Genomic DNA, 13,281 nt, shown 5'->3' on the forward strand with positions numbered 1-13,281 from the left:
TTCAGTTGGACAAGCTATCCGTGGCGGTAATCAGGCGCGGCCCCGTCGACGAAGGCAGTAATAACAAACTGTAGCGCTTGTTCGCCTCCAGTGCGCCAAGCTCGACCGCCGAACCCACCGGGTGGCCGGCGCAGACCAACTGCACCGCCAACGAGGCCCGCGGGTTCAGCTCCTGGCGCCGGGGATTGCCGACGGGCGCCTTCTGGAACAGATCGACGTCGCGCCCGGCCAGGTTGACCCGTGCGTCAGTGCAAGCCGGGTCGGCATCGAAAAATGCCAGCGAGGCCTTGAGTTGGTTGGGGATATCGAAGGCTTCGCTGACCACCACTTGCCGAATGCCTTGCTGCGCATCCGCCAGGGCGAACACCGTGGCGAAATCACCGGCGTTGACCTTCACGTCCAGGGCCACCCTTTTGCCGTCGCGGCTCAAGCTGCCCCTGATCGGTTGCCCGCCGGACACCGGAATAAAGCCGCTGACCACCTGGCCCTTCTCCAGTTTCAAGCTGGTGGTTGCCCCTTCGGGGGTCAGTTCCAGGGGGGTGTCAGCCGCGTTGACGAAACGCAGGTAGGCCGAGTCCTGGGACGGGCCGGTGGGATACAGGGCAATCGGTCCGCTGAAGGCGCTGGCACTCAGGGCCAGGCCGGCCAGGGCGCCAACGGCATGGAAAATCCGTTTCACTTCGCAGCTCCTTTCACTGCCGCGGCGGGCAGCTCGTTCAGTGATTTGCCGATGGCCGCCGCCCACAACTTGTAGCCGGCGATGGTGAAGTGCTGGCCGTCGGAGGTGGTCCACTCGCCGGGCTTGGAAAACTTCGTCGAGTCGATATAGGTGCACGGCGCGACCATATTGGCCAGGGTGCCCGCCACCAGTTGGGTACGGACCTGGTTCTTGCCATACTGGTTTTCGTTGGTGTTGCTGCCGTTGGCCTTGCCCCATGCCGGGCCGACCCACACGCACTTGGCACCGCTGTCGGCGATCTGCTTGGTCAGCGCGGTGACGCTCTGGTAGGCCCAGACCTTGGGAAACGGCGTGGTCTTGTAGGAGGCCATGGTGTCGCCCATGATCAGCACCACCAGGTCCGGTTTGTCCTTGGCGATCACGTCCTTGATCGGCTGCGTATCGAGGGTGCCGCGACTCATCACCTTGATCTTTTCGCCCGGCTCGCGAGTCGCCCCGCAATCGAGTTTCAGCTTGGGCGTGACCCAGTCCGCCGGGTTGGCGCCGCAGGCACCGATGGCGTGGACCTGGGCGCCCTGCTGGGTCAGGTTGTCGTAGAGCGGGTTCATCAGCGAGTCGGGGAAACTCATATGGCTTTCGCCAATCACGAGCAACGTCAAACCAGCCAGTACGGAAGAAGCCATCAATCAATTCCTCGTTGCATCAATTCGAATAGGGGGAGCCAAAAGGGCTGACCGGCAGGGCCATCGGCCCGGTCATGTCCTCGAAGGTGTAGCGCAGGTACACACCACCGCTGAGCTGGCGGTAATCGCTGGAGTTGTCCACGCCCACGCTGCCGCCGAGGAAGAAGCTCGAACCGAACTTGTATTCGCCGGCCGCATTGAGGCTGTAACCGACGCCGGTCTTGCTCTCGCTGCCGTAACCGCTCAGCCCGGCCGCCGTGGCCCGTGGTTGCAGATCGCTGTTACCGGGGAAGACCTCGGCGCTGTCCTGGCCGATATGCTGGACGCCCACCGAGCCCTTGATCCGGTAGGTGAAGCGTTCGGTGCGTTGCGACCAACTGATCGGCACGCCCAGGGCAAAGAAAGTCTGCGGGCTGAAGTAACCGCCGTGGCCCACGGTGAAATAGTCCTGGTTGTTGGCATAGGTCAGCGCCGAACCGCTCAGGCCCAGGGTGAGGATGCTGTCGGGGGCATTGCGCAGGTACCAGTAGACACCGCTGCCCAGTTCGAAGCGGTTGTTCGACTCGACGTTGTTGCCCAGCAGCACATGCGCCGAACCATAGCCATAGGCGCCGACTTGCTGGTCGTCGTAGCTCAGTTCGCCGCGCACGCCATTGGCCGTGACGCCGCCCCACTTGTCGCCGGTACGTGGATCGCGAGACCCGGCAAAGGAAGTCACGCTGTCGGTGACCGCCCGGCGTGACACACTCACGCCGTAGCGGTAGTCGGAATTGCCGTCGAAGGGGCGGTTGAGGCTGACGCCACCAATCGGCGTGCTGTAGAGGAAGCCCACCGGGCTGACCCCGAGATCGGCCTTGAGGCCTTGCTCCTTGTCCCGGTAGGCCACGGCCACTCCGACACCGTTGGCGGTCTGCGAGCCGACCGGGTCCAGGCCACTGGCACCGAAACGCGCCTGGGCGGAATTGCCCGGGCTGCCGGCGGACAGCGACACAGGGGTGATCTGCAACGCCATGCTGGCGCTGTTATCGCCCACCGGCACACTGACTTCGAAGGGGGCTTCGACATCCGTCAGCTTGCTCAAGCCTTTTTCGCCATTGTTGCTGCGCACGGTCAGGCCCTGGACGGCATAGCCGGTGCGGTCTTCGACGATCTCGTTCAAGGCCTGCTGCGCCGGGCTCAACGCCGGGCGCGAGGTGCTTTCGCGAGCGTAGACATTGCCCAACGGATTGACCGCGACACCGTTCCTGCGCTCGACCGCTGTCGGTACCGCCTCGCCGTCGCCGATGCCCAGGCCTGAACCCAGGCCCACGACCGAGGCATTGATCGGCGGCGGGACCAGGTTCGACGACGCCAGGACGGTCGCCTCCCGGCGTTGCCCGGGCAAGCCGACAAAGGGGTTGGCCGACTGCGCCGGGGCTTGCGGAGCCGCCGCCACGTAGATCTCCTGGCGCTGGCTGTCTTCGATCTCGATGGCCTTGCGCAACAGCTTGCCGGCTTCACCGGTCTTGCCCATGCCGCGATAGATCCGCGCGGCAGCGGTCAGGGTCTGCGGTACCCCGGGCTCCAGTTCAAGGGCCTTTTTCACCGACTGTTCGGCCAGGTCGAAGTCGCGTCCTTGCAGGGCGATATCGGCCAGGCCCAGCTGCAATTTGGCATTGCCCGGGTCGGCCTTGATCAGCGGCTCATAAAGCTCCCGGGCCTTCTGCGTGTTGCCGCTGGCGGCATACATGCGCGCCAGCGACGACACCGCCTGGCTGTCGTTGGGCCGTTGCTTGAGGGCCGGCGAGAGCATGTCGAAAGCCGCCACCAGGTCGTTCTTTTCCCGCAACTCATCGGCCTGTTTGATCCGATAGAGGAACAGCAAGTCTGCATAACGCTTGCCGGCGGTCTCGTTCAGCGGCTTGCCCTGCAGGTCCCGCAGGATCTCACTGGCCTGGGCGTCCTGATCGGCCTTGAGCAGCACCCCGGCATAGAGCAATTGCAGGTCGGGGGTCGACGCTGAGTGGTCGAGCACTTGGCGCATCAGGCTCACGGCCTGCTGTGGATTGCCGGCTTCGGCGTAGGCGGAGGCCAGCACCGCGACACGCTCGGGTTTCTGCCCGGCCAGCGGCTCGCAGCGCGACAACAGCGCCCAGGCTTCCTGGCGCTGGCCGCGGCGGGCCACGTCCACCGCCAGCTCGGTCTGGATATGCAGGCGGATATCCAGTTCCATGTCATTCATGTCGCTGCTGCGCTTGGCCGCTGGAATCCGCGACAAGGTACGCTGGGCCTTGGTCCATTCACCCAGCTCGGCCGAGAGCAAGGTGCTGGTGTAGAGCGCGTCGGGCTGGTCGGGTTGCTGCTTGAGCAGCTCGTCGATCAGATCCCGAGCCACCTGGGTCTGGCCGTCGCGCAAGTAGACGCGGGCCAGGGCGAAGCGGGTCCAGGGATTTTTCGGGTCGTCGGCCAGGGCTTCCTTGTAGGCCTTTTGCGCCGCCGCCAGATCGCCGCGACGTTCGGCCAGCTTGGCCAGCTGGATGGCGCGCAGGGCGCGAATTTTCACCGTGGGCGCCAGGCGTGCCTGGTCCGCCGGCGACAGGCCATCGATCAGGCGCAACGCCTCATCGGACTTGCCGGCCCGCGACAGTACGTTGATCAATCCGGCGAGGGCCTGCGGATAATTCGCCGTGCGTGCCAGCACCTGACGGTAACCGGCTTCGGCGGCATCCAGTTGTCCGGCCTGGGACTGCCAGTTGGCCAGGGCCGTGGGGCCGGCCGGCTCGGCGGGATTCTTGGCGATCGCCTGTTCGATCAGTGCGCGGGCCTGGCTCTGCCGCCCCGCGCGCTGGGCATCGCCGGCCTGGTCCAGCAGGATCCAGTAGCGCACATCCTCGAGGGCCGCGTTCCACTGTGCTCCGCCCGGCAGGCGGGTGGCTTGCACCAGGTAGTTTTCGGCCTCGCCCAGACGCTTCTGTTGCTGGCGCACGATCCCCATGCCACCGAGGGCGTCATAGTCGTTGGGGCGTTCCTTGAGACGGGCCTGCAACGCCTGTTCGGCAGCAGCGATATCGCCGGCATCGAGGGCCTTGAGGCCACGGGCCACCTGCGGGTCACGCTGCCAGCCGGCACCGCCACGGCCCTGGGCGATGCCCTTGTCCATCAGCGCGCGGATCTCGCTATCGTCCGGGTGTGCCTGCAAATACTGCTGGAACAACGACACCTGGTCACGGGAGGGCGGGCCCAGCCACTGCAAGGCGAAGCGCCAGGTTTCATCGGCATTGCCGCCGATGTCCGGGTTATGCGACAGCCGCGCCAGGGCCCGTATACCTTCCGGGCGACTGTCGGGGTTGCGCGCCAGGTGCAGGGCCAGGAACAGATCAAGGATCGCATCGTCGGGACGTTCCCGGCGCAGCCGTTCCAGACCCACCCGGGCCTCGGGCCAGCCACCGGTGGAAAAGCCCAGGGTGTTGTAGTACTCACGGGCGATCAAGCCTTGCGGCTGATGACCATCGAGCAGTTGCCGATAGACCGCCACCGCCTTGTCGCGCTGGTCGGCATCGCTCAGTTCACGGGCCTTTTCCAGCAGTTGCTGCTTGTCGTCCGGACTCAGGGCGATGTCCTGTTCCAGCTGCAAGGCCAGGCGCGGCAGCGGCTTGATCGCCTGCAGGCGGGCCAGGTACCGGCGGGCACCGTCCAGGCGCTTGTGTTGCAGGTCGATCAGACCCAGGCCATAGAGCGCGTCAGGCTGCTCGGGGGACAGGTTCAACAACTTGCTCCAGGCCTCGGCGGCCCGGTCGGGATGCTCCTTGGCCTGCCAGTAGTAACCCTGCTGGATCAGCAGCGACTGCGGGTTGCCGGTCTCGGCGGCCAGGCCAGGCATGGCCGCCAGCGCGGCACACACCGCCAGGGCTAGGGTTTGCTGGCGCATGGAGCCTCCCAGGACACTTTCAAGGTACCGTCCTTGTTGAACTGATAACGTTTTTCACTCCAGCCCAACGAGAACAGGCTCAGCATCACGTGGTAATACTGGTGCTGGCTGTAGGCCGGATCGGCCGGATTGCTGTAGTGCGCGATGGCCTCGTCGACGATGCGCTGCTGCTGGTCGGCGAGCAACGGCAGGCCCTTGGCCCGCAGGTACGGCACCAGTGACGCGGAGAAGCCGTACGGGCCGATGCCCTCGGTGACGCCGGTGACGACCTGGACCTTTTCCGGCGGCACGCCGGTGGAGGCAACGGACTGGGCCATGCCATCGAGGTTGTCGAGGATCGGCTTGGCCAATGGATCGGCGGGCGAGGTCAGGCCGGCCCACAGGTAGGTGCGGATGGCGTCGTAGCTGCCCTGGGCCGAGGTGAACTTGTCGACCACGAACATGCCCTTGTTGACGTCCGTGCCGCGGTAACCGACCCAGTCGGGCACGAAGCCGAAGCGGTTCATGTTCTTGTCGGCGATCATCTTCGCGGTGCTTTCGGCGATCTCCTTCCAGGCCCCGGACGGGCTCTCCTGGCTGAAGCGGCGCAACAACGGGATCGGCGTATAGCTGGCGTTGAAACGCCAGAGCTGGTCCGGATGCTCATAGCCGACCGGGCCCGGCAACAGCATCTTGCCCAGGCCCGGGATGTTGCGAACCAGGGTCTTGTCCAGGTTGCTCAGCATCCGCTGGGCATCCGTGCGGTACTCGGGCTTGTGCCACAGGCGGTCGGCCTCCAGCAGCGAGTAAGCCATCCAGAGGTCGGCATCGCTGGCGGAGTTGGTGTCGATCACGCCCCAGGTACCGTTGGGCGTCGGGCCCCACAGCCAGCCGGGCAGGTTCTGCGCGATATTGGCCCCGGCCATGTTGTCACGGGTCCAGTGCCAGAGCTCCTCGAAGGTCAGCGGATCATTGCCGACCAGGGCGAAGAACATCCCGTAGGCCTGGCCTTCGGAGCTGCTCTGGTTGGGGTCCATGCTCGAACCGAGCATGCGCCCGTCCTTCTGCACGAAACGCTCGGCGTAGTTTTTCCACAGCGGCCAGTTCTGCAGCGAGCAGGACTCGGCCTGCGCGGCCAGCGGCACCAGCAGCGCCAGGGACAACAAGGTTCGACGCAGAATCATGACAGACGCTTCTTCGCACGGGCACGCAGGGCGAGGTACAGCAGGCTGGCCACCAGCAACAGGCCTACCACGGTCACCAGCAGCATCCAGTGCATGTTCTGCGACAACAGCCATTGCACGCGCTTGAACAGGTTCAGCTCACCGACGTAATACTGCTCGTCGGCCACCAGGGACGTGATCTCCTTGCCCTGCACCACCGCCAGGCTGCCCTGGAGGCTGTCCTTGTAGGCGTCGCCGCCGATCATCGCGGCCGTGGCCTCGGCCAGCCCTTCAGGCTTGCCGCTGGCAATCACCACCACGCTGCGACCCGGTTTGAGCGGCGACTCGAAACCGGCCAGGTAGGTACTGCCCTGGGGACCGCTGTAGCTCACGTTCAAGGTCGGCTTGCGCTGGTTGGCCGCGGGGTCCGGGCTGATCCACTGGCGCGCGCGCAAGGTCAGGTCGGACAGCGAGAAGCGATGGTTGTCGCCGGAGACGGCGGCCGGCAAACGATCGATCCACTGTTTGAGCAATGGCTGGTTGTCGCCCGAGGCGAGCACCAGCAGATCCTTGTCACTGACCGACTGCACCTGCGCGGCGTCCACCACCTGCACGGCCGTGGCCGGGTAGCCGGTGGAGTCGCCGAAGCGACCGAGCACGGTCAGGTAGGCGCCCCACTCCGCCGGCCCGCTACCGTCGGGCAGCACCACGGCGCTCTGCGAAAGGTCGGCCAGGCGGGTAAACGGGAAACCGCTGTCGTTGAACACGCCCAGGTTCGGCAAAGCGATGTAGTGGTTGTAGCCGGTCAGGTCGAGGGTCGAATCCGGGTCGATCAGGCCGCGCATATTGTCGATGATGATGTCGCGGCATTCGCCCTGCTTGATGTAGTCGAACATGAAACGCAACTGCAATTGCGACTGCGCGCCGGCGGCCCCCAGGGGGATGCGGACGACGGATTCGCGGGGCAGGCTTTCATCTTTCTGCAGCAGTGTCAGCAGGCTTTCAGCACCGCCCAGGCTCTTCATCGAAGGCAGTGGCATCGATTTCATGAAGGTGTTGTTCAGGCTCACCAGCAACGAGGAGTTGCTCGACTCCTGCTGCGGGGTGTAGCGATATTTCAAGTCCAGCCGGACACCTTCTTCACGCCAGTTGAACATGTCCGGCGGCAGGCGCAACGGTATGCTGATGGAACCCGGATTGTAGCCGGACACGCTGAGCAGCTTGGGATCGAGCAGTTCGCCGAGCTTGACCGGACGATCGGACGGCAGCCAATTGGGCGCGTCATAGGGCTTGCGTGGGCTCAGCGAATCAAGATGCTCGATCAGCACACTGTTGCCTTCCAGCGCCTTGCTGCCCAAGGCCACGGCCGAGGCCGCGAGCTTGAGTTCAGCGCCGTCGCGACCGGCGACGATCAGGAGCTTGGCATGGGGGTCACCGGGATGGGTCACGAGGGTCACCGTCGGCCCCTTCGGCGCGGCAATCGCAAGCCCGCCCAGTTGCACGGCGTCCTTGCTCTCGACCAGAACAATGGCGTTGCCCTTGTCCGGCAATTGCCCGACGTTGCTGGTGAAGCTGGCACCACGATAAGCCGCCAGGGCACCCAGCCACGACGACAGCGCACCGGCACCTTCCAGGGCGGCGTGATCCGGTGCCTTGGCAAACACGAACGGCAGGTTCAAGGGCTGCGAGTCGCGACGATCGAAAAACGGCAGCGGCAGAATCGACAGGTCGTCCTTGAGCGGGATCGGCGACACATTGAGTTCGAGCTGCGAACTGTTGTTGATCTTGGCCCACAGACTGCTGTGCTGCGGGTCTTCGCACTGCATGGTGTAGTGCCCGATGAATTGCAGGCGCAGGCGGTTGAACTCGGTGATCAGGTGCGCCGGGATATTCACCACCTGCTCTTGCGGCTTGCCGGCACCGTCCTTGGGCAGCGCCAGGCTGGCGGCCACTTCATCGTTGACCAGCACGTTGATCTGCGACAGGTCGGCCAGCAGCGCCGGCGAGTAGCTGTAGCGCAGCAGCAGTTGCGCACTGTTGACCACCTCGTCGGCGCGGACGTTGAAGCTGACGCTGTCGGCCGCTTCCACGCCTTGCAGGTTCATGGTGTCCAGGCGACCCAGTTGCTTGAGGCTCAGGCTGTGGCTGTAACTGCCGGCCGGCGGTTGTGGCGCGACATTCGCCGGCACCACGGGCGGCGTCGCAGCGGTCTCGGCCCAGGCGTTATGAACCAGCCCCCCCAGGCACAGTGCGGACGAAGCCAGGAGCATGAGCGGACGACGAGTGCAACGCAGGGCGCTACGGGTCAACGGTGTAGGGGTCATGACTTATCCATAAGAGGTACGAGCGGGTTCAAAGGAGCGTTTTTTCTGGCCGGTGCGGCTTGGCGAACAGGCGTCGGTTGATCGGCCGGGCGCCGGCGCGCCGGCAGCAACAGCGCCTTGAGCAACGTGCCCAGGCCGATCAGGCCAATGGCGCTGACCTCGCGCAGGGCCGACAGCGGCGTGTCGAGCTTGCCGCTGCCCCAACTGGTGGCCCAGGTGTCGGCACGGGAGAAGGTCATGCGCACCAGTTCGCTTTGCTGGCGCAAGGTCAGCGGATCGAACAGCGCGCCCAGGTACTGGCCCTTGCTGAACACCACCGTGGTGTCAAACTCGCAGGTCGCGGCGCTGCGGAACAGCGTCACCCGTACCCGCTCACCGGCCGTGACCGTGGTACCCACGGGCAGCTTGATGCCCAGCCCGCGCTGGGAGAAGTCCTGGGTCACGCCATATACCGGGGTGCCATCGGGCAATTCGACCTTGACCGGCAACTCGGCGCTGACCCGCGGCTCGGCGCGGATCTGTCGCGACTCACTGGCCACCGCCACGGCGGCGCTGGTGATGATCAGGTTGTAGAGGGTCCACAGGGCGTTGATCAGCACCGTGATCGCCGTGGCGGGATCGCCCCAGATCCATTGGTGGACGGCAAAACCGAGCCCGGTGAGGTTCAGCACCAGCAGGACGATATAGGGCCGGGCCAGCTTCCAGTCGAAGAACTGCTGGTCGATGATCCCGCCCTTGTCGGTGACGTTGAAACCGCCATAGCTGGGCTTGATCAGTGCCATCAGCACCGGTGGCATGATGTACCAGGCCAGCACCGTCTCGTAGACCTCGTTCCAGAACGAGTGGCGGAAGCGCCCCTGGATGCAGGAGTTGGTCAGGTTCGAGTGGAACAGGTGCGGCAGCACATAGGCGGTGATCATCAGCGCCGAGGCGTGGAAGATCTGCGCACCGAAGATCAGGTAAGCCAGGGGCGCGGTCAGGAACACCAGGCGCGGTAGACCATAGAAGAAGTGCAGCATGGCGTTGGCATAGCAGATCCGTTGGCCGAGCTTGAGGCCCTTGCCCACCAGCGGGTTGTCCAGGCGGAAGATCTGCGCCATGCCTCGGGCCCAGCGGATACGCTGGCTGATATGCCGCGACAGGCTTTCGGTGGCCAGGCCCGCGGCCTGGGGAATCGCCAGGTAAGCAGTGTTGTAGCCGGCGCGGTTGAGCTTGAGGGCGGTGTGGGCGTCCTCGGTAACGGTTTCAATCGCCACGCCGCCGATTTCTTCCAATGGCTGGCGCCGCAGGATGGCACAGGAGCCGCAGAAGAAGGTGGCGTTCCACAGGTCGTTGCCATCCTGCACCAGCCCGTAGAACAACTCGCCTTCGTTGGGTACGGCGCGGAAGGTCTTGAGGTTTTTCTCGAACGGATCCGGGGAGAAGAAAAAGTGCGGCGTCTGCAACATTGCCAGCTGTCGGTCCTTGAGGAACCAGCCCATGCCGATCTGCAGGAAGGAACGGGTCGGCACATGGTCGGCGTCGAACATGGCGATGTACTCGCCATCGGTCACCTTGAGGGCGGCATTGAGGTTGCCGGCCTTGGCGTGGGCATTGTTGTCACGGGTGATGTAGTTGACGCCGATGCTCTGGCAGAACCGCCGGAACTCGTCGCGACGACCATCGTCCAGCACGTGTACCCGCAGCTTGTCCTTGGGCCAGTCCATCGCCTGGGCGGCGAAGATGCTCAGCTTGACGATGCTCAAGGCTTCGTTGTAGGTGGGGATGAACACATCCACCGTCGGCCACTCGCTGGGGTCGCCGGTCAGCAGCACCGGGCGACGGCGCAGGGGCCAGGCGGTCTGCACATAACCGAAGACCAACACCACCAGGGCGTAGATCTCCGCCAGCACCAGGCCATAACCGAAGGCGATATCCAGCCAGCCTTCGAAACCGAGGGTCTCGGTCAAGCGCCAGTACATGTAGCGCAACGAGGCGACCAGCGAGAGTACGATCAGCAACAGGATCGGCCAGCGCCCCGGCATGCGCTTGACCAGCAAGGCCAGGCCGAAGCACAGCGCGGCGAACAGGCACTGGCTGTAAAGGTCCAGCGGTGCGCTGACGATGCTGATCAGCAACAGCCCGCCAATCAGCGAAATGCCCGCGATCAGCGCCTTGCGCAGCGCCCCCGGCCATTGGTTGAAACGCTCCAGCCAAGCGTTGAGGCGCAGTTCCGAGCGCCCTGGGAGATGGGGCGTGAGGTTGGGATCGCGGGTCATGACAAAGAGGACTCTGGCGTACCGTACATGAGCAGTTCGCACAGCGAACCTGTGAGGTCGAGGACGTCCTGGCAACCTCGGGTGCTTGGGGTATGCGCCAGCGGATTACGGTCGTACGCCAAGGCTTCACTGATGAAATGATCCTGGCGGATCACCCCCAACAGCTGATTTCCTGTTCTTTTTTTCAGCACTTCGCAGAGGTCGAGGCTGAACTGGCGAGACGTGTCCAACTGGTTGATCACGACTTTGTATTGCGCGGGGTTTTCCCGTTGCAGATAGGGCGCGAGTAGCCGATCCAGCTGATTGAGGCTGGTGTAGGCGGCCGCATCGGCCAGGGTCACCCCCAGTACCACATCGGCGATTTCCAGCGCCTGGGCCAGGTAGACCGTTGCCCCTGGCGGGGTGTCGATCACCAACGTGTCCTGCTCATCCAGGGCCAGGTGCGCCAGGTGACGGACCAACCAGAGACGATCGTTTTCCAGGCGCTGTTCCAGGCTCCGGCGCTGCGGCTCGCCGACCACGCCATAGGCCAGGCAACGGCTACCGGAAAAGCCGTTGCGGATCAGCGGCTGCCAGTCTTCGCCGGCACTCTCGGACCGGGCGAGACCTGGCCAGTCCTCGCTGCCGCCCAGGTGCAGGCACAAGGCATTTTGCGGGTCCAGGTCGAGCGCGAGCGTACGCCCGCCCGAACGTTTGATCGCGCAGGCCAAGGCCGCGGCCAGGGTGCTCTTGCCCACCCCACCCTTGGCCGAAACCACGACAACGACCTTGGCCTTGGGCTTTGGCACACCCTGCTCAACAGACTGCACGCTAGAAACGCCACCGCGTTGTTGTTCGATTTCCCCCAGCAGCCGGCTCAACGGCGTGGAGCCGCTGTGCACCCTGGAGGAAGACGGGATAACACTCAAGGGTTCAGCGGGCTGGGGGGCAAGGCTGAGAGCCGGCGGCGCCGACACGGGGACTTCGGACACGACAGGCATTGTGTCTTCGATATAGTCGTAGCTGGGCTCGATCTCCCGGTAGCTCTCGACACTCCCCCCGAATCGATTGAACAGATTCGCAATGTCATCTGAACGGTGCATGTAGGTATCCCTTCGTACAATTAGGTTCAACTCAAAAATGTAAGGGGACAAGCACACGTCTAGCTGTACATTCCATTGCCCATTATTCCCGGATTGCTCCCTCCCCACGCAGTATCAATTTGATAGCGTCATTATTTTGTTGTCCAATAGATTTTTATCAAATAAAAACTGACGCTCGTCAATAAATTGGCGAGCAAGTTCAACACCTTCATTTCACTGGCAAATTCCCCCCTTCCGAGACCGCTGACCGGTTGAGCCGTGACAATGGCGCGTGGGTCCAATAGATTAGGCGCCCTGAAATGCTCCGGCCTTTCGAGTCCCACCCCAGTTAAATGACACTGAAATAGCGAAATTTCGATGCCTGATTCCCATACCGATGAAGCCGTAACCCCCTTGTCCGCCAAACGCGAATACGAAAACGCCATCCATCTTTCCCAGCATGCGCCCCAGGCCAAGAACATCAGCGAGATGGTCCTCGACGCCTTTCAAACCTCGAAAGAGAGCGAGCAGATTCGCCAACTGCGTCTGGCGATCCGCCAGGCGCACGACCGTTTCGACGACGACAAAGCCTACGAACTCATGGGCCAGCTCAAGCAACTCAAGGACGCCGAAGCGGCCGACATCGCGGCCCTGGAAGACCTGAGCACGAAATTCCCGATCAGCCGGATACTCTCCAGCTACAAGGACGACCCGGCGTTCCAGGAACTGGTCTATGGCTTGGCGCTCAAGGTGCTGAACCAGACTCACCAGGCGCTGAGCAACCCCGGCGCCGGCAAGGGCAAGGCCACGCGTCCGAAGAAAGAAGCGCCGGTCTTCATCATCAGCAAGGACGACACCAGCGTCACCTTCCCGCTGCGCACACCGCGCAGCAAGGCCAATGCCGACCGCGAAGCGTTCGAGTTCCTCGGCTTTGCCTTTGCCGGCCATGGCGACCTGGCCGAGCTGCTGAGCGAAACCTTCGTGGACAACGAAGGTAACGAACAGCCGGCCACCCGCCAGAATATCGTCACGGCGATTCAGCAGCAGACGGCGTTTGCCGGGTATAGCGTCGTACAGCAATGACGATGCGCCGCTGAATGGGCGCGGCGGCGAATGAAAAGAGGCAGGTGCGTTTCGAGGTCAGTCACGGTGAGGGCGGACCCGGGAATGGGCCTGCCTTTTTTGATTCGCCATTGGGCGGCTTGTATGCTTCGTTCTAAATACCTA

The 13,281-nt window shown here is 63.9% G+C and carries 8 protein-coding genes; 1 reads left to right on the forward strand and 7 read right to left on the reverse strand.

From position 1 onward, the window contains the following. Nucleotide 1: 1 nt before the first annotated feature. Genes M5B99_RS06405 through bcsQ form a run of 7 tightly spaced genes read right to left on the reverse strand, consistent with a single transcriptional unit; the run spans nucleotide 2 to nucleotide 12,075 of the window. Nucleotides 2-679, reverse strand: a complete 678-nt coding sequence (locus tag M5B99_RS06405; protein ID WP_248803240.1) for a cell division protein FtsQ — start codon at nucleotides 677-679, stop codon at nucleotides 2-4. Further along, nucleotides 676-1,362, reverse strand: coding sequence for an SGNH/GDSL hydrolase family protein (locus M5B99_RS06410; protein WP_248803241.1), 687 nt, complete (start codon nucleotides 1,360-1,362; stop codon nucleotides 676-678). Before M5B99_RS06410 ends, M5B99_RS06405 begins: the two co-directional genes overlap by 4 nt. A gap of 19 nt (nucleotides 1,363-1,381) precedes the next feature. Next, on the reverse strand, nucleotides 1,382-5,269 hold the full coding sequence (locus tag M5B99_RS06415) for a cellulose biosynthesis protein BcsC (protein ID WP_248803242.1): 3,888 nt from the start codon (nucleotides 5,267-5,269) through the stop codon (nucleotides 1,382-1,384). Then, nucleotides 5,251-6,432: a cellulose synthase complex periplasmic endoglucanase BcsZ gene (gene bcsZ / locus M5B99_RS06420; RefSeq protein WP_248803243.1), complete on the reverse strand. Its 1,182-nt coding sequence runs from the start codon at nucleotides 6,430-6,432 to the stop codon at nucleotides 5,251-5,253. Before bcsZ ends, M5B99_RS06415 begins: the two co-directional genes overlap by 19 nt. After that, nucleotides 6,429-8,735, reverse strand: coding sequence for a cellulose biosynthesis cyclic di-GMP-binding regulatory protein BcsB (gene bcsB, locus M5B99_RS06425; RefSeq protein WP_248803244.1), 2,307 nt, complete (start codon nucleotides 8,733-8,735; stop codon nucleotides 6,429-6,431). The genes bcsZ and bcsB overlap by 4 nt, the downstream gene beginning before the upstream one ends. Beyond that, on the reverse strand, nucleotides 8,732-10,993 hold the full coding sequence (bcsA, locus tag M5B99_RS06430; protein ID WP_248803245.1) for a UDP-forming cellulose synthase catalytic subunit: 2,262 nt from the start codon (nucleotides 10,991-10,993) through the stop codon (nucleotides 8,732-8,734). Before bcsA ends, bcsB begins: the two co-directional genes overlap by 4 nt. Beyond that, complete coding sequence (bcsQ, locus tag M5B99_RS06435) at nucleotides 10,990-12,075, reverse strand: cellulose biosynthesis protein BcsQ (protein WP_248803246.1); 1,086 nt, start codon at nucleotides 12,073-12,075, stop codon at nucleotides 10,990-10,992. Before bcsQ ends, bcsA begins: the two co-directional genes overlap by 4 nt. A 357-nt stretch (nucleotides 12,076-12,432) precedes the next feature. Between bcsQ and M5B99_RS06440 the strand changes: the two genes are divergently transcribed. Beyond that, the gene (locus M5B99_RS06440) at nucleotides 12,433-13,137 is read left to right on the forward strand and encodes a hypothetical protein (protein WP_248803247.1); all 705 of its coding nucleotides are present in this window, start codon (nucleotides 12,433-12,435) and stop codon (nucleotides 13,135-13,137) included. Nucleotides 13,138-13,281 lie beyond the last annotated feature (144 nt).

This window comes from Pseudomonas sp. MWU13-2100 (assembly GCF_023242365.1).
Taxonomy (GTDB): Bacteria; Pseudomonadota; Gammaproteobacteria; order Pseudomonadales; family Pseudomonadaceae; genus Aquipseudomonas.